The organism is Variovorax sp. J31P179 (assembly GCF_030316985.1).
GTDB classification, from domain to species: domain Bacteria; phylum Pseudomonadota; class Gammaproteobacteria; order Burkholderiales; family Burkholderiaceae_C; genus Variovorax; species Variovorax ginsengisoli_B.
The window spans coordinates 515384-532847 of sequence record NZ_JASZYL010000001.1 but is presented as its reverse complement, the minus strand read 5'-3'; the positions used below and the strand labels follow the sequence as shown (position 1 = coordinate 532847).

The following is a 17464-nucleotide window of genomic DNA, read 5'->3' as shown; positions in this document are numbered from 1 at the left end:
CCCATGACCAGAGAAGTCGACCTCGTCATCCGCGGCGCCCGCGTGGTGTCGCCGGACCAGATCATCGAAGCCTCGGTGGCGATTGCCGGCGAGCACATCGTCGCCGTCGGCCACGACGACACCATGCCGCCCGCGCGCACCGAGATGCGCGCCGACGGCCTCTACCTGCTGCCCGGCGCCATCGACAGCCACGTCCACTTTCGCGACCCCGGCTATCCGAACAAGGAGACCTGGAAGACCGGCTCCGCCGCTGCCGCGATGGGCGGCGTGACCACGGTCTTCGAGATGCCCAACACCCACCCGCCGACCGGCACGGTGGAGGCGCTGCGGATCAAGCTGAAGGCGGCCGAGTCGTCGTATTGCGACTTCGGCATCCACGGCCTGCTGGGCGACGAGAGCATCGACCAGCTCGAAGCGCTGCTCGACGCCGGGGTGACGAGCTTCAAGGCCTTCGTCGGCAACACCTTCGGCAACCTGCCGGCACCGACCGACGGCGCGCTGCTCGAAGGCTTCGAGATCCTCGCGCCGCTGGGCATCCGCACGGTGGTGCATGCGGAGAACTCGTCGATTCTCTTCCGGCGCCAGAAGCGCCTGCAGGACGCCGGCCGCATCGACGCGATGGCACACCTGGCGGCCCGCCCGGCGGTGGCCGAGATCGAGGCCATCAACCGCGTGCTGACGCTGGCCGAGTGGACCGGCGCGCGCGTGCACATCGCGCACCACAGCGCGGCCGATTCGCTCTACCTGCTGCGCGAGTTCAAGCGCCGCGGCGTCGACGTCACGGCCGAGACCTGCCCCCAGTACCTGCTGCTCAACACCGATCACATGCGCAAGCTCGGTGGCGTGATGCGCGTGAACCCCCCGATCCGCGAGCCTCGCCACAACCAGCCGCTGTGGGACGCACTGATGGACGGCACCCTGGACATGATCGCGACCGACCACGCGCCGCACACACCCGAAGAAAAGACGCGCGAGAGCATCTGGGAATGCGACTGCGGCTTTCCGGGCGTGGAGACGCAGATGCCGCTGATGTTGACCGAGGTGAATCGCGGCCGCGCCTCGCTGATGGACTATGTCCGCTGGAGTTCGGTGGCGCCGGCCCGGGCCTGGGGGCTGTATGGCACCAAGGGCGTGATCGCGCCCGGTGCCCATGCCGACATCGCGGTCGTCGACATGGCGCGCACCGGCACCTTGTCGCAGAACAAGCTGCAGAGCATCAGCAAGATCTCGCCATGGAACGGCCGGTCGGTGCAAGGCTATCCGCTTCACACCCTGCTGCGCGGACGCTTCGTGATGCGCGACGGCAAGCTCGTCGCCGACGCGGCGGGCTGGGGCCGGTCGGTCAAGGGCATCCAGCAGATGCCGGCTGCGAAGCCGCGCAACATGGCGCACTACAGCAGCGCCATCGTCGAGGCGCCCGAGGGCATTCCGGCGAACGCCAAACCGCTGGTGGATGCACTGTGAGCGCCGCACAGAAGGTCGACGTGTTCCGCGTTCCCTGCGACGGGCCGGCCGACCTGTCGGGCGTGCAGGCGCTGGTCGACGCGAGGCGCCTCGACCCCCGGCAGATCATCGCCGTGATGGGAAAGACCGAAGGCAACGGCTGCGTGAACGACCACACGCGCGACTTCGCGGCCACGGCCTGGTGCCACTTCCTGGCGCCTCACCTCGACTGCACGGCCGCGCAGGTACATGGACGCGTGGCGCTCGTGATGTCGGGCGGCACCGAGGGCGTGCTGTCGCCGCATTTCACGGTGTTCGCGCGCGGGCCGGCCGACGCGGCTGAAGCGACGCACGAGAAGCGCCTGGTGGTCGGGATCGCGCACACACGGGACTTCGCCCCGGAAGAGCTCGGGCGCATGGCACAGGTCGAGGCCACCGCCGAGGCGGTAAAAGCCGCGATGCGCGATGCCGGCATCGACGACGCGGCGGACGTTCACTTCGTGCAGGTCAAGTGCCCGTTGCTCACCTCCGCCAAGGTCCGTGCGGCGCAGCAAAGCGGCGCGGCCACCGTCACGCGCGACACCTACGAGTCGATGGCCTGGTCGCGGGGCGCCTCGGCGCTCGGCGTCGGCCTCGCCCTGGGCGAGTGCGCGGCGGTCGACGAGGCGGCGATCCTGCGCGACAGCACGCTCTATTCGGCGCGGGCTTCGTGCTCGGCCGGAATCGAACTCGACGGCAACGTGGTCATCGTGCTCGGCGAGGCGGCCGGCAGTGCCTCGCGTTTTCGCATCGCGCATACGGTGATGCAGGACGCGATCGACGGCAACAGCGTGCGCCGCATGCTGCGCGAGCGCTTCGGGCTCGACCCGGAGGCCGATGCCGATCTCGTCGCAAGCCGGCTGGTCAACCTGCTGGCCAAGGCCGAAGCCAGCCCCAGCGGCCTCGTGCGCGAGGCGCGCCACACCATGCTCAACGACTCCGACATCCACTCGACGCGGCACGCGCGTGCGGCCGTCGGCGGCGTGCTGGCTTCGGTGGTCGGGTCGACGGCGCTCTACGTGTCGGGCGGTGCCGAACACCAGGGGCCACCCGGCGGCGGGCCGGTGGCCGCCATCTTCGCCATTCCCTCCTTCTGAAAGCTGCCATGGGCAACGCCTACATCCAACTCTCCGACGTGATGCTGCGCTACGGCGGCGGCACCGTCGCCCTGGACCACACGACGCTCGGCATCGACGAGGGCGACTTCGTGGCGCTGGTCGGCCCGAGCGGCTGCGGCAAGTCGACCATCCTGAAGCTGGTGGCCGGCCTGTTGCGGCCCAGCGCAGGCGCCGTGATCGCGGGCGGCCGCGAAGTCGGTGCGGCCGGCACGCTGCCCGGTGGCGGCGCGCACGCCTCGCAGGCACCGCGCCTGCGCATCGGCCTCGCGTTCCAGAACCCGACCATGCTGCCGTGGCTGACCATCCGCGACAACGTGATGATCCCGCTCAAGATCGTCGAGCCGTTCCGCCGGCACTTCGGCAAGAAGAAGCACGGCGAGTACAAGGACCGCGTCGAGGCATTGCTCGCCCAGGTAGGGCTCAAGGGCTTCGGCGACAAGCGGCCCTGGCAGCTGTCGGGCGGCATGCTGCAGCGCGCGTCGCTGTGCCGCGCGCTGGTGCACGACCCGGAACTGCTCCTGCTCGACGAGCCCTTCGGCGCGCTCGACCAGTTCACGCGCGAGGAGCTGTGGGACATCATGCAGACGCTGTGGATGGACCGGCGCCCCACGGTGCTGCTGGTGACGCACGATCTGCGCGAGTCCGCCTACCTGGCCAACCGGATCTGCGTGATGAGCTCGCGGCCCGGCCGCATCCTGGAGACGCGCGAGGTCGGCTTTGTCCGGCCGCGCACGCTGGAAAGCAGCTATGCACCCGAGTTCGCCACGCTGGTGCAGCAGCTGCGCATGCGCATCGCCGATGCGCGGCGTGACGGCGATGCCACGCCGCCGGTCGCGGCCACGGCCACGGCCGCCTCTCTGGAAGAGGTGGCGGCATGACCCTTTCCCCTCGAACCCGCCAGCGCCTGCTGTCCGCCGGCGCGCTGGTCGGCTTCTTCCTGCTGTGGGAGCTGGCCTGCCTGGCCTTCGGCGTGTCCGACCTGATCCTGCCGCGGCCGAGCCAGATCGCGAACGTGCTGATCGACAAGATGTCGCTGCTGTGGCCGCATGCGGTGCAGACGCTCTACACCACGTTCGCCGGCTTCGTGCTCGGCGTGCTGGCGGGCATCGTGATCGGCGTCGGCATCGGCTCGTCCAGGCTCGCCTACGACGTCACCTATCCGCTGCTGGTCGGCTTCTCGAGCATCCCCAAGGTGGCGGTGGTGCCGCTGTTCGTGGTGTGGTTCGGCGCCGGCACGGTGCCGGCGATCCTGACCTCGATGGTGATCAGCATCTTCCCGGTGGTGGTCAACGTGGCGACCGGACTCGCCAGCACCGAGCCCGAACTGGAGGACGTGCTGCGCGTGCTCGGCGCCCGCAAGCGCGACATCCTCTGGAACGTCGGCTTGCCACGCACCCTGCCCTATCTGTTCGCCTCGCTCAAGATCGCGATCACGCTGTCCTTCGTCGGCACCGTGCTGGCCGAGACCGTGGCGTCGAACAAGGGCATCGGCACCGTGATGATGATCGCCAGCGGCAACTTCGACGTGCCGATGGTGTTCGCCGGGCTCTTCCTGCTGGCCGCGATGGGCGTGGCGCTCTACGCCGTGTCCTCGCTGGTCGAACAGCGCATGACCGGCTGGGCGCAGCGCAAGACCGACATGGCGATGGCATGAGCCTGTCGCGGCCCCTTCCTTCCTCATCCCATCCTGGAGCTTTCATGCACCACCGTCTTTCGCGCCGCGCCGCGGCCTTCGCTTTCGCCGCACTGGCTTCGCTCGCCGCGGGGCTGCCGGTTCGCCCGGCCGCGGCGCAGCCCGTCACCCCCATCAAGTTCGTGCTCGACTGGAAGCTGCAGGGCATCCACGCCTGGTACTACCTGGCCGAGGACAAGGGCTACTTCGCCGCGGAAAAGCTGGCGGTCACCATCGACCAGGGCGACGGCTCGGCCGCCGCCGTGACCAAGGTGATGGCCGGTGCCTACCAGGCCGGCTTCGGCGACGTCAATGCCATCATCCAGAACGCCGTCGCCAAGCCGGGCACCGCGCCGGTGATGGTCTACATGATCTACAACCGGGCGCCGTTCGCGCTGATCGTGAAGTCGACCAGCCCGATCAGGACGCTGAAGGACCTCGAAGGCAAGACGCTCGGCACGGTGGCCGGCGGTGCGGCCTCACGGATGTTCCCCGTGATCGCGGGCAAGGGCGGCGTCGACGCGGCCAAGGTCAAATGGACCAACGTGGCGCCCAACCTGCAGGAGCAGATGATGCTGAAAGTCCACGTCGACGGGTCGGCGGTGTTCTCGGTCACCAGCTACATGAACCTGGTGGCGCAGGGCATCGACCCCGACAAGGACATCCGCTGGTTCCACTACGGCGACCTCGGCGTCGAGCTGTATGGCAACGGCGTGCTGGTGTCGCAGAAGCTCGTCAAGGACAAACCGCAGGCCGTCGCGGGCTTGGTGCGCGCCATCCACAAGGGACTGCGCGATACCATCGCCAACCCCGACGCCGCGATCGCCGCACTCATGAAGCGCGAGCCGCTGCTGAACAAGGACCTGGAGAAACGCCGCCTCATGTACACCCTGAAAACCGTGATGCTGACACCCGAAGCCGCCGCCATCGGCCTGGGCGACGTCAGCGATGCGCGTTTCGCGCGCTCCCTCATCCAGGTGCAGGAAGCGTTCGAGCTGCCTCGCGTGCCGACCGCTGCCGAGGTCTTCGACCGCCGCTTCCTGCCGCCGCTGGCCGAGCGCAGGGTGGCGGCCCCATGACGACGCCCGCGACCGACGCCGCCTTTCTCGACTGCGACTGGCTGCTGGCCGACCCGGGCGCGGAGCCCGCGCGACGCGATGTGCGCGTCGGCCTGGCGAATGGGCGCGTGGCCTCCATCGAGGCACGGCCGGGCGCGGGCAGCGGCCGCCGGAGGCTGGCGCTGCCCGCGCTCGCCAACGCCCACGACCACGCGCGCACTTTTCGCAGCGCCACGCTGGGCGCGTTCAACCAGCCGCTGGAAAGCTGGCTGCCCTTTCTCGGCGTGGTGCCGGGCATGGACCCGTACCTGTGCGCCGCGACATCGTTCGCACGCTCGGTGCGCAATGGTGTCGCCCACCTCATGGTGCACTACACCCGGGTGCAGGGCGGCATGCCCTACGTGGACGAGGCGCGCGCCGTGGCACGGGCCGCGCGCGACGTCGGCGTGCGCATCGGCTTCGCGGTGGCCATGCGCGACCGCAACGGCATCGCCTACTGCGACGACGCCACGGTACTGGGCGCGCTGCGCCCGGGCATCCGCGACGCGGTCGCGAAGCGGCTCGCCGTGCAGCCAGTGGCGCCCGCGCAGCAGCTCGCGCTGGTCGACGAGGTTGCCGCGATGGTGCGGGACGACGGATCGGGCGACCACGTCGCCGTGCAGTACGGCCCGAGCGCCGTGCAATGGTGCAGCACGCCCCTGCTCGAAGCCATTGCGCGGGCTTCGGCCGACACCGGCCGGCCGGTGCACATGCACTTGCTGGAGACCCGGTACCAGCGCCAATGGGCCGACCGGGTGCATCCCGGCGGCATCGTCAAGTTCCTCGACAGCATCGGGCTGCTCAGCCCGCGCCTCACCCTGGCGCATTGCGCCTGGGCGCGGCCCGATGAGCTGGCACTGATCGCGGAACGCGGCGCGACCATCGCGGTCAACACCAGTTCGAACCTGGGCCTGAAGTCCGGCATCGCTCCCCTGCCCGAGATGCTCGCGCAGGGCTGCCGGGTGGCCATGGGGCTCGATGGCATGGCCTTCGACGAAGACGACGACGCCCTGCGCGAGGCGCGCCTGGCCTATGCGCTGCACCGCGGCTGGGGCTTCGACACGACGATGACGCCGGGGCAGCTCTGGGGCTTCGCGTCGCGCAACGGCCCCCGCAGCGTGTCGGGCGCCGCCGCACTGTCGAACGGCCGGATCGCCCCCGGCGCACCGGCCGACATCGTGCTGCTGGACTGGGACGCGCTCGATGACGATGCCCTGTTCGCCGACACCGACCCGCTCGCGCTGCTGCTGGCGCGCGGCAACGGCACGCACATCGCGGACGTGATCGTCGGCGGCCGGACCGTGGTCGAGGCGGGCCGGGTGACCGGCATCGACGAGGCCGCATTGCGCGCCGAGTTGCTCGCGCGCACGCGCGCCGCCCTGGCCGCCGACGCCGCGCACGGCGGCTGGCGCGCCACCGTGGCCGCGCTCGCGCAGGACCTTGCCCCCTTCTATCGCGACGGCCGCATGGGCGGCTGCTGCGGCTGACTTCCAGGAAACACCGAGACATGACCCGCATCAAGATCACCGCCGGCGGCTTCGACTTCGTCGCCGTCACCCATCCCGACGCACCACTCACCGTGGCGGCGTTCTGCAAGCTGCTTCCCTATCGGCAGCGGCTCATCCACGTGCGCTGGAGCGGCGAAGGCTGCTGGGTGCCGCTGGGCGACTTCCGGCTCGGCGTCGGCTTCGAGAACCACACCAGCCACCCCTCGGTGGGGGACATCCTGTTCTACCCCGGCGGCTACAGCGAGACCGAGATCATCCTGGCCTACGGCGCCTGCAGCTTCGCGAGCAAGATGGGCCAGCTCGCCGGCAACCACTTCCTGACGATCGTCGAGGGCAAGGAGAACCTGCGCGCGCTCGGCACCAAGGTGCTGTGGGAAGGCGCGCAGGAGGTGCTGTTCGAACTGGACGAAGCTGGCTAGGTGCCCGGATTTCCAGGTCAGCCTCACGCACACCGGGCATCGGCAACGTCATCGGTGCGCCTGGAAACGGAGCTCGTGTTCCGCACCATGGCGACCTTGGGCGATCCGTGCGTGTCGGCCACGCTGCAGGCGAGCGGCACCTGCGACGGATAGGGAAACGGTTGCGGATTCAGGACCAGCACGATCGCGCTCACGAGCGCTGCGAGGGCGACGCCCAGCGCCATCAGCGCTTTCTGCAGCGCCCGCGTGGGGGTCCGCGCCAGTTGCCGATCGATGGAGTTCATGGTCCGTCTCCTGAAGAGCTGGGCCCATTTTTCCGTGAACTCGCCCGGCTGTCTGTGCGTTTCGGCACACCCGGGCGCATCCGCTCAGCGCGATCGGGTCCGGCCGCTAGCGGATGCTAGCGGGCGCCGTCGACCAGGCGCGCCGCCAGCTGTCGGGCGCCTCGCACGCTGGCGCCCTTGCCGGTGATCGCCAGCGCCGGAGGGTGGGCCAGCATCCGCTCGAAGACCGCCCGCACTTCGTCCGCCCGGATGTCGTCGATCATGGCGATCGCTTCGGCCATCGGCGTCACGCGTCCGCTGGCGAAGAGCTCTTCGACGGCCTGCTCCATGGTCGCGTAGGTCCGCTCTCCGGCGCGCACGCGGGACACTGTCAACTGGTTCTTCGCCCGCTCCAGGTGCACCGGATCGATGGCCGTGGCCTGCGCCCGCAGCAGGCGGCCGGTCGCGGTCACCAGCGCGTCGAGCTTGTCCGGGGTCGTGACCGCATGCACCGCGAAGTTGGCCCAGACGTCCCCGCTGTCCACCGTGGAATGGGCCGTGTAGGCCAGGCCGAGCTGCTCCCGGACGGTGTCGACCAGGGGCGCCGACATCCCGCCGCCGAACAGGTTGGCCGCCAGCGCAGCCGCAAGGCGCCAGCGCGGCTGCGACATCTCCTCCGGCCGCGCGGGCGCCAGCGGGTAGGCGATGTTCAGGAACACCTGCGACACCTGCGTGAAGCGCCGGGCCATGGCCTGGCCGACATACCTTGCCGGCTCCGGCGGTCGCGAGACGGTCAGGTCGGCCGACGCGGGCATCGCTGCGAAGAGTTCCCCGACGAGCGCCAGCCAGGCTTCGACGTCGAAGTTGCCGGCCGCGGCAACGACGGTCTGCTGCGCGACGTAGCGGGACTGCACGTGGCCGACCAGGTCGTCCCGGGTGAAGCCTTCGATGTTGCCGATGGTGCCGATCACCGGCATGCCCATCGGGTCGTCACCCCAGATGGCGCGGTCGAGCAGGTCGCTGGAGCAATCCTCAGGGTCCTCCTCGTACTCGATGGCCTCCTGGCGGATCACCTCCAGCTCGCGCTGCAATTCGTTGTCGGGAAATGTACTGTTCAGGACGATGTCGGCCGTCATGCGCAGCAGCTGCTCCGCGTGGCGGCCCAGGCCGGTCATGAAGTAGCCGGTGCTGTCCTTGCCGGTGAACGCGTTGACATCCGCGCCCAGCCGTTCCGCGTCCAGGTTGATGGCCTGCACCGAGCGGGTTGCGGTCCCCTTGAACGCCATGTGCTCCAGGACATGGCCGATGCCGTTGGTGGCCGGCGTCTCGTCGCGGGAGCCGACGCGCAGGAACACCCCCACGCTGGCGCTCTGCACATGGGGCATGGGGATGGCGAGCAGCCTCACCCCGTTCGCAAGCGTGTGAAGGGTCATGGTTCAGCCGCCCGCCGGCCGCTGCAGCCTGACGCCGATGCCGTAGAGCGCGAGCAGGCCCAGCACGTGCCCGATGGCCACGCCGGGCTCCCCTGCTTCGATGCGGCCGATGGTTTGCACATGCACGCCCAGGCGCGCGGCGGCGGCGGCCTGGCCCTCCCCGGCCGCCGTTCGGGCCAGCCTGGCCGCCGCCCCCAGATCCCGGATGGATTGCAAGGCGTCGCCGCCGATGTCTGCAGAGATGCGCTTGCCTTGGGTCATGGGTGGATTGTCGCTGGGCCTGCGGCCTGCTTCAGTGCTTGCACCCGAAACCGGCCGCCCTGCGGGCTCTCCATATTTCTCCTAGCTCGCTCAATGAGTAAGCACTCACATGAAATCGCCCGTCAGGCGTAATCCGTCGACGGCTTCTCCCACAGGTTGACGCCGCCTTCGACCGCATGGCGATCGATCTCGGCCAGCTCTTGCGCGGTGAACGCCGGGCCCCGCAGCGCCGCGACGTTGTCCACGATCTGCTCGGGCCGGCTGGCGCCGATCAGCGCCGAGCTCACGCGCGGGTCCCTCAAGGTCCAGGCCAGGGCGAGCTGCGCCAGCGTCTGCCCGCGCCGCTGGGCGATGACGTTCAACGCACGCGCACGCCCGACGTTGGCTTCGGAAAGATGCTCCGGCTTGAGCGAGCCGCCGCCGGGGCGATGGACGCGCGCGTCGGCGGGCACGCCGTCGAGGTATTTGTCGGTCAGCAAGCCCTGCGCCAGCGGCGTGAATGCGATCACGCCCGCACCCAGCTCGTCGGTCGCCGCCAGCAGATCCTTCTCGGCCCAGCGGTTCAGCAGGTTGTAGGACGGCTGATGGATCAGGAGCGGCACCTTCCATTCGCGCAACAACCCGGCGATCTCTCGCGTCTTGCCTGCGGAGTACGAGGAGATGCCGATGTAGAGGGCCTTGCCCTGGCCCACCGCCTGCGCCAGCGCGCCGGCCGTTTCCTCCAGCGGCGTCTCGGGATCGAAACGGTGCGAGTAGAAGATGTCGACATGGTCGATGCCCAGTCGCTGCAGGCTCTGGTCGAGACTGTTCAGCACATGCTTGCGGGAGCCGCCGCCCTTGCCGTACGGCCCGGGCCACATGTCCCATCCCGCCTTGGTCGAGATGACCAGTTCGTCGCGATGCGCCTTGAAGTCCTCGCGCAGCAGACGCCCGAAATTGGCCTCGGCGCTGCCGTAGGGCGGGCCATAGTTGTTGGCGAGGTCGAAGTGGTTGATGCCGTGGTCGAAGGCCGTGCGCAACAGCCGGCGCTGGAGTTCCAGGGGCGTGCTGTCTCCGAAGTTGTGCCACAGGCCCAGCGAGATCGCCGGCAGCACGAGGCCGCTGCGGCCGACCCGGCGGTATGGCATATCGTCGTAGCGCGTGGGGGAGGCAAGGTAGGTCATGCGGAGGACATCAAGGAAAGGAACGATCGATTGTCCCGTGTTGCTGGCGACCTCACCAGTGCGGATGAACCGGCTCGAAGATCGGCCGCCACAGATAGCGCCTGACGATCTGCCAGTAGCCGCGGTAGTAGAAGTTGCCATTGGCGTCCAGGATCGCGGCCCTGTTGCGGCGGAAGTGGCCGGGTATCTCGTACCACGGCATCGTCGGGCAACGGTGATGCACATGGTGCAGGTTGTTGTTGAGAAACAGCAGTCCGAAGACGGGATTCGACTCGACGATCGCCACCCGCTCGTGCGGCGAGTCGTCCCAGCGGTGTTCGGTGAAGGAACGCAGGGCGCCCAGCATCATGCCCGGGTAGACGAAGCAGAGCAGGTAGCTGACCAGGCTCATGTCAGATACCGACATCACGAACCAGAGGATCGGCGCCATGCTCACCGCGTGCACGAACCAGATGCCGGAGTGGGAAAAGTCGCCAGCCGCGAACCGGCGCAGTTCCGAGCGCACCAGGTTGCCCAGGCACAGCCAGGGCCCCGCGATCAGCCGGAACGCCAGGGTCTGGTTGGCGGCGATGACCGCGCGGCGCACCGGTCCGTAGCCGGCCCAGGCCGCGGCCGAGTGGTAGACGCTTTCCGAATCCTTCTGCGGATGGGTGAGATGGAAGTTGACGTGATGGACGCTGTGGCTCCGGTGATAGAGCGGGTACGGAAGCCACAGGTTCAGCGGCGGCCAGACCAGGGCCCATCGAAGGGGCCTCGGAATTCGGCGCATCGCGTGAATGGCCTCGTGCTGCAGCGAGGAGTGCAGCTGAGCGATGCAGCCACCCAGCACGAACAGCGCGACGGCACCCATCGCGGCATGCCAGTAGACCAGCGCCGCCCAGGCCGAATAGACCCCCACGGCCAGCACCAGGGTCGGCGCCTCGCAGCGCTGCCACCAGCGCGCGGCGCCCTTGACGTCCGATGAGAGGGTGCGGGCGAGCGTTGTCATGCGGGCGGGTTGGGCGGCGATCGGCGGTCGATCTTGGGCCCGTTCGATGCATTCGCTTGCTCCCATTGCGCATGAGCAAATGCGCCGAGCCTGCTTGGCCGCGGCCTCCATGTGGAGTAGCTTCGCTCGTCCATGCCCGCCTCCTGCTCTCCCTCGTCGATCACGGTCCAGGCGCTCCATGCCCTGCTGCTCGGCGACCAGGAACTGGCGCTGCTCGACGTGCGGGAGGCGCGTGCCTTCGTCGACGGCCACCTGAACCTCGCGCGGCTCGCGCCGCTGTCCTCCCTGGGGCTCGAGGTGCAGGCGCTGGTTCCGCGCCAGGGCACACCGGTGGTGCTGGTCGATGCGGGTGATCCGAAGGGTCCGGCGCCGCGTGCCGCGAAATTGCTGGCCCGCCTCGGCTACACCGATGTGCGGGTGCTGGCCGGCGGAACGGTTGGCTGGCAGGCGGCAGGCTTGCCCCTGATCGACGGCTATGCGACCCTGGTCAAGGCCTTCGGCGGCCAGGTGCTGGCGCGCCACGCGACGCCGACCCTTCCCGGTGCAGCCTTGCGGGCCCTGCGCGAAGCGGGCCGGTCGGCGACCCTGATCGATGCGCGGCCAGCCGACGAATATGCCTTCCTGTCGCTGCCCGGGGCCCACAACCACGCCGGCACCGAACTCGCACTGCGCCAGTGGCCCTCCGAAGGGCAGCCCGGACCCTGGCTGGTCCACTGCTTCAGCCGCACCCGCGGCATCATCGGCAGCACCACCTTGCGCTTGCTCGGCCACTCCGATGCGCACTTCCTGGAAGACGGCGTGATGCAGTGGGCACTGGACGGCGCGCCGGTGCGGAGCGACGCGCGGCCCGCCGCCGATCTGCCCGTCGCGCCCGACGCGGAACTGCGCCGTCGCGCCGATGCGCTGATCGGGCGCCATCGACTGCCGTTGCTCCGGCCGGACACCCTGTCACGGTGGCGGGCGGAAAGCGACCGGACGCTCTACCTGTTCGACCTGCGGCCGGGCGCCGAAGCCGCACCAGACATTCGCAGCGTCGCCGGCGGTCAACTGCTGATGCATTTCGAAAACCTGGTCGGCACCCGCGGCGCCCGCATCGTGCTGCTGGATGATCCGCACCACCTGCGCGCGGCCATCACCGCCTTCTGGCTGCGCCAGCTCAACCAGTCCGAGGTGTGGATCCTCGATGGCGAACCCCCTGCCTCCTGGGCCGCGAACGCCGCATCGACCGCGATGGCCGATGCGTTCGAGGCCATCGCGGCGGCCGCCGGCGCAGGTCTTGCGGCCGACGAAGTGGCCGCGCTGCTGGACTCCGAGCCGACGCGCGTGCGGGTGGTCGACGTGGGTCCCAGTGCCGATTTCGAAGGTCGGCATCTGCCAGCCGCGGACTTCCTGCTGCCCAGCACGCTGACACCACTGGCCGCATTGCTGGAAGCCGGGCTCCGCATCGTCTTCGCGTCACCGGATGGTCATGCGGCCCGATGGGTCGCAGCCCAGGCCCGTGAGCGCTGGCCCGAACGCCGATTCGACTGGCTGCGCGGCGGAACCGCGGCATGGCAGGCAGCCGGACGGCCGACCGCGCAGAGCTGGGAACCCGCCCAACTGCTGACGTCCTTCGAGGACGACTGGGGCTCGGTGATGCGGGTGTCGGCCTTGCATCGAGACCGTGCATGGGCCGACTACCTGGCGTGGGAACGTGGCCTCGGTGCCAGGGTCGCGCAGGACCCCACGGTCCGGTTCCGGCTGTTCTGAACGCGCTCGACCGCTCAGATCATTCGCTTATTTGAATTCAACGATTCGGTCGTTCGGGATCCGATGAAGGGCCCGCAGAATCGGCCGCCGAATCCCGACCGACGACTTCCATGCTTCCAGGAGATCCCTCGATGAGCCACGACACCCCTTCATCCCTCGACACCAGCATCGGCGACCTGCGCATCCGGCGCGTGGCTGGCAACATCGGCGGCGAGGTGCAGAACCTCGTGCTGCGTGCCGATCTGCACGCCGACATCGTCGAGCAGCTGAACGCCGCGCTGGTGAAGCACAAGGTGCTGTTCTTTCGTGGCCAGAAACACCTGGACGACCAGGAGCACCAGGCGTTCGGCGCCCGCTTCGGGCGCACCGTCGCGCATCCCACGGTGCCGTCCCCCCAAGGCACGAAGCTGTTCGAGCTCGATGCCTCCAAGGGCGGCGGCCGGGCCGACTCCTGGCACACCGACGTGACATTCGTGGATGCCTTTCCGAAGATATCGATCCTTCGCGCCGTCGAGATCCCGGCCTATGGCGGCGACACCGTCTGGGCCAACACGGCCCTGGCCTACGAACGCCTGCCGGCCCAGCTCAAGCAACTCGCCGACCAGCTCTGGGCCGTGCACAGCAACGACTACGACTACGGCGCCGATCGCGTGGTGGTCGAGGCCGAACGCCTGACCCACCACCGCAAGGTGTTCGTCTCGGCGGTCTACGAGGCCGAGCATCCGGTGGTGCACGTGCACCCGGTGTCGGGCGAGCGTTCGCTGCTGCTCGGCCACTTCGTCAAGAAGCTGGTCGGCCTGTCGACCGCGGAATCGGCTCGCATCTTCGAGATCCTCCAGAACCGCGTGACGCGGCTCGAGAACACCGTCCGCTGGAGCTGGCAGCAGGACGACGTCGCGATCTGGGACAACCGCGCGACGCAGCATTTCGCGATCAACGACTACGGCAACCAGCCGCGCCTGGTGCGCCGCGTCACGGTGCACGGCGAGACCGCGGTCTCGATCGATGGCCAGCGCAGCCGCACCCGTAGCCGGCCCGAAGCCACCAACGACGCGCGCATCGACGAAGTCATTTCCGCCACCGCCTGAACCTGCAACCCCTCATGACATACGAACTCTCGACTTTCGATCGCCGCCGCCGAGGCTTGCTGCAGGCCGGCGCCGCACTGGGTGCCGGCGCGCTGCTGCCGCGTCTGGCCGCCGCCCAGGGTGGCGCGAAGAAATTCGCCGGCGTGACACTCAACGTCTCGACCTTCAGCGCCGCCTATCCGACGCTGCTGCAGCGCTGGCTGCCCGAGTTCGAGGCCGCCACGGGCGCGAAGGTGAACTTCGATGCGCCTTCATTCCCGGTCTACAACCAGCGTGCCGACCTCGAACTGTCGACCAAGGGATCGGCCTACGACGTCGTCAACGTCACCTTCATCTACTCGAGCCGCTGGATCAACTCGGGCTGGCTGACGCCGCTCGACGACTTCATCCGCAACCCCAACCTGACCGCGGCCGACTGGGACGTCAACGACTTCCTGGCAGGTGCCCGTGCGCCCGAGACCGGGCGCGATGGCAAGCTCTACGGCATCCCCTGGACCGCCGAGGCCCTGCTCACCGCATCGTCGCGCTTCGACCTGGTCGAGAAGGCCGGCCTGGGCTTTCCCGACACCACCGACGACCTCGTCAAGGTGCTGCGCGCGGTCAACAAGAAGGAGCGCGTGGCCGGCTTCGTCGCCGACAACCACTACGGCTGGACCTTCGTGCCCTACCTGCACGCTTTCGGCGGCGACGTCTTTCGCAAGGCACCCGACGACCTGTTCCCGACGCTGGACACGCCCGAGGCGATCGCCGCCGGCGAGTACTACGCCAACCTGCTGAAGGAATTCGGCCCCGACGGCGCGATCACCTACCAGCCGGACCAGGTCACGCAGGCGCTCAAGCTCGGCAGGGTCAACTTCACCGACGCCGGCCAGTTGCACCTCGCGCAACTGGGCGACCCCGCCACCAGCAAGACGATCAAGACCGTGAAGTTCGGCCTGGTGCCCAAGGGCCCGGCGGGCCGGTTCCCCGGCACTGCCGTGCACGGCCTCGGCATTCCGGCCGGCTCGAAGAACAAGGAGGCCGCCTGGGCCTTCATCCAGTGGGCGCTGAGCAAGCAGACCACGGGCCGCGCCGTGGCCGCGGGCTACGGATCGCCGGCGCGGCGCTCCGACATCGACTCGACGGCGTTCCGCGAGAAGCAGGTCATCAACGGCAGCGACCTCGCGAAGCTGGCGCTCGACTCGATCGAGCTCGCCGCCAAGACCGGCCACATGAAGTACCGCACGGTGTCGGTCTATCCGCAGGTCGACCAGCAACTCAACAAGGCCATCGAGCTGATCGCGAGCGGACAGCTGTCGGCCAAGCAGGCCTTCCAGCAAGCCCAGGCCAACACGATCGCGGAGCTCAAGCGTTCGGGCGCCAAGCTGTGAGGGCCTGAGTCATGGCGCACGCGCTCTCCGCGGATGGCTGGCAGGGCGAGCGGCGGCGGGCCTTCCTCGCCGGCCTCTCGCCCGCGCTGGCGGTGCTGCTGCTCATCACCCTGGTGCCGGCGGCCGCCTTGCTGGTGGCGAGCTTCACGCCGCTGCAGCTCACCGATCCTTCGGGCACCTTCCGCTTCGACGACCCGCTGGTCAACTACCGGCAGCTGCTGCACGACGGCCGCTTCCTCGCATCGATCGCGGTGCAGCTGAAGCTGTCGGCGTCGAGCGTGCTGCTGCAGCTGGCCGCGGGCCTCGGCCTGGCGCTGCTGCTGAACGGGAAGTCCCGCGTGCTCGAAGGCGCCCGGACGGTGTTCCTGATCCCGATGGTGCTGCCGCCGATCGTGGTCGCGCTGATCTGGAAGATCATGTACACGCCCGACGTCAGCCCGCTCCACCGCGGCCTCGAAGCGCTGGGCTGGCCGGTTCGCTCGCTGATCGCCAACCCGGACACCGCGCTGTGGGCCATCTCGCTCGCGGATACCTGGCAGTGGTTTCCGTTCACGATGCTGATGGTGCTGGCCTCTCTGCAGATGATCCCGGACGACCCCATCGAGGCCGCCACGCTCGAGGGCGCCAGCCGCTGGCAGCTGTTCCGTCATATCGTGTTGCCGTACATCCGCCCGGTGCTGGTCGTGTGCGCGCTGTTTCGACTGATCGACAGCTTCAAGGCCTTCCCGCTGATCTACGTGCTGACCAATGGCGGCCCGGGCAGCGTCACCGAGGTCACGAACTTCTACGGCTTCATCCAGGCCTTCAACTTTTCCTACTGGGGCTACGCGAGCGCCATCGCGACCGTGATGCTGGTGGGCGTCTTCCTGCTGAGCTGGCTGGTCGGCAGACTGGGCTGAAGCGACCATGACAAGTGCTAGTGGAACCTGGAGCGCCGACAAGATCGAGCTCGGCCACGACGAAGGCATCGCCGCGGGCCCTGTGCGCGCGGCGGGCAGCCTCGCAGGCGCGACGCGGCGTCGATCCTGGCTCTCGCGGCATGCGCGCGCGCTCACGGTGGCGCTGCTGCTGGTCGTCGTGCTGTCGCCCTTCCTTTGGCTGGTGCAGCTCGCCTTCCGGCCTGCGGCCGACATCTTCGACGACAGCCTGCTGTTCACGCCGACACTGGACGGCTTCATCAGCCTGCTGCAGGGCAACTTCCCGAAGTCCTTCGGCAACAGCCTGCTGGTCAGCACGCTGTCGACCGGCTTCTCGCTCCTGATCGGCGTGCCGGCCGCCTACGCGCTGACGCGCTGGAACTTCAAGGGCCGCGACCGCATCGCGCTGTGGATCCTGGTGACCCGCATGGCGCCGCCGATCGCCTTCACGATCCCTTTCTTCCTGGCCTACCAGTACCTCGGCCTGCAGGACACCGTGATCGGCCTCGCGATCGTCTACCTGACCTTCAACCTCGCGATCGTGATCTGGCTGATGCAGACCTTCTTCGAGGCCGTGCCCGCGACCCTGGAGGAAGCCGCCTGGATCGACGGCTGCGGCATCTGGCAGGCCTTCTGGCGCGTGTCGCTGCCGCTCACCGCCCCCGGACTCGCGGCCACCGCGGTGCTGTGCTTCATCTTCTCGTGGAACGACTTCTTCTACGCGCTGATCCTGACCCGCACCAACGCCATCACGGCGCCGGTGGCGATCGTCAACTTCCTGCAATACGAGGGCTGGGAGTGGACCAAGATCGCCGCCAGCGGCACGCTCGTGATGTTTCCGGTCGTGGTGTTCACCGTGCTGGTTCGAAAGTACCTGGTGCGCGGCCTCACGGCCGGCGGCGTCAAGGATTGACCCTCCCCCCTTTCCGACCTCCT

General features: G+C 68.9%; 17 protein-coding genes. 12 read left to right on the top strand and 5 right to left on the bottom strand.

Translation table 11 applies throughout. The features are described 5' to 3' along the window. Window positions 1–3: 3 nt before the first annotated feature. From allB to QTI17_RS02530, 7 genes are read left to right on the top strand one after another with little or no spacing between them, the layout of a single operon-like run. Complete coding sequence (gene allB / locus QTI17_RS02560) at window positions 4–1464, top strand: allantoinase AllB (RefSeq protein ID WP_286530808.1); 1461 nt, start codon at window positions 4–6, stop codon at window positions 1462–1464. Then, window positions 1461–2579, top strand: a complete 1119-nt coding sequence (gene atzD, locus QTI17_RS02555) for a cyanuric acid amidohydrolase (RefSeq protein WP_286530807.1) — start codon at window positions 1461–1463, stop codon at window positions 2577–2579. Before allB ends, atzD begins: the two co-directional genes overlap by 4 nt. Before the next feature lie 8 nt (window positions 2580–2587). Further along, window positions 2588–3478, top strand: coding sequence for an ABC transporter ATP-binding protein (locus QTI17_RS02550; protein WP_286530806.1), 891 nt, complete (start codon window positions 2588–2590; stop codon window positions 3476–3478). Further along, window positions 3475–4254, top strand: coding sequence for an ABC transporter permease (locus tag QTI17_RS02545; protein WP_286530805.1), 780 nt, complete (start codon window positions 3475–3477; stop codon window positions 4252–4254). Before QTI17_RS02550 ends, QTI17_RS02545 begins: the two co-directional genes overlap by 4 nt. A 44-nt stretch (window positions 4255–4298) precedes the next feature. Then, window positions 4299–5351, top strand: coding sequence for an ABC transporter substrate-binding protein (locus QTI17_RS02540; protein ID WP_286530804.1), 1053 nt, complete (start codon window positions 4299–4301; stop codon window positions 5349–5351). Further along, on the top strand, window positions 5348–6856 hold the full coding sequence (locus QTI17_RS02535; protein WP_286530803.1) for an amidohydrolase family protein: 1509 nt from the start codon (window positions 5348–5350) through the stop codon (window positions 6854–6856). Before QTI17_RS02540 ends, QTI17_RS02535 begins: the two co-directional genes overlap by 4 nt. A 20-nt stretch (window positions 6857–6876) precedes the next feature. Continuing rightward, complete coding sequence (locus QTI17_RS02530; protein WP_286530802.1) at window positions 6877–7296, top strand: DUF3830 family protein; 420 nt, start codon at window positions 6877–6879, stop codon at window positions 7294–7296. 23 nt (window positions 7297–7319) lie between these two features. Here the strand turns inward: QTI17_RS02530 and QTI17_RS02525 are convergent, their stop codons facing one another. From QTI17_RS02525 to QTI17_RS02505, 5 genes are all read right to left on the bottom strand, one after another. Next, on the bottom strand, window positions 7320–7580 hold the full coding sequence (locus QTI17_RS02525) for a hypothetical protein (protein ID WP_286530801.1): 261 nt from the start codon (window positions 7578–7580) through the stop codon (window positions 7320–7322). Between the two features lie 116 nt (window positions 7581–7696). Next, window positions 7697–8992 carry a M16 family metallopeptidase gene (locus QTI17_RS02520; protein ID WP_286530800.1) on the bottom strand — a complete coding sequence of 432 codons (1296 nt, stop codon included), beginning with the start codon at window positions 8990–8992 and terminating at the stop codon, window positions 7697–7699. A gap of 3 nt (window positions 8993–8995) precedes the next feature. Then, entirely contained in the window at window positions 8996–9253 is a 258-nt protein-coding gene (locus QTI17_RS02515; RefSeq protein ID WP_286530799.1) for a helix-turn-helix domain-containing protein, read from the bottom strand. Between the two features lie 122 nt (window positions 9254–9375). Further along, entirely contained in the window at window positions 9376–10416 is a 1041-nt protein-coding gene (gene mgrA, locus QTI17_RS02510) for an L-glyceraldehyde 3-phosphate reductase (protein WP_286530798.1), read from the bottom strand. Between the two features lie 52 nt (window positions 10417–10468). Beyond that, window positions 10469–11404 carry a fatty acid desaturase gene (locus QTI17_RS02505; protein WP_286530797.1) on the bottom strand — a complete coding sequence of 312 codons (936 nt, stop codon included), beginning with the start codon at window positions 11402–11404 and terminating at the stop codon, window positions 10469–10471. Window positions 11405–11536: 132 nt separating this feature from the next. Here QTI17_RS02505 and QTI17_RS02500 point away from each other — a divergent pair, with 132 nt between their 5' ends. From QTI17_RS02500 to QTI17_RS02480, 5 genes are all read left to right on the top strand, one after another. Then, window positions 11537–13153: a rhodanese-like domain-containing protein gene (locus tag QTI17_RS02500; protein ID WP_286530796.1), complete on the top strand. Its 1617-nt coding sequence runs from the start codon at window positions 11537–11539 to the stop codon at window positions 13151–13153. 131 nt (window positions 13154–13284) lie between these two features. After that, a complete protein-coding gene (locus tag QTI17_RS02495; RefSeq protein ID WP_286530795.1) occupies window positions 13285–14241 on the top strand; it encodes a TauD/TfdA dioxygenase family protein in 957 nt (318 codons plus the stop codon). Between the two features lie 14 nt (window positions 14242–14255). Further along, window positions 14256–15611 carry an ABC transporter substrate-binding protein gene (locus tag QTI17_RS02490; RefSeq protein ID WP_286530794.1) on the top strand — a complete coding sequence of 452 codons (1356 nt, stop codon included), beginning with the start codon at window positions 14256–14258 and terminating at the stop codon, window positions 15609–15611. An 11-nt stretch (window positions 15612–15622) separates the two neighbouring features. Continuing rightward, window positions 15623–16510, top strand: a complete 888-nt coding sequence (locus QTI17_RS02485) for a carbohydrate ABC transporter permease (protein WP_286530793.1) — start codon at window positions 15623–15625, stop codon at window positions 16508–16510. Between the two features lie 7 nt (window positions 16511–16517). Then, window positions 16518–17441, top strand: a complete 924-nt coding sequence (locus tag QTI17_RS02480; protein WP_286530792.1) for a carbohydrate ABC transporter permease — start codon at window positions 16518–16520, stop codon at window positions 17439–17441. The last annotated feature ends 23 nt before the right edge of the window (window positions 17442–17464 follow it).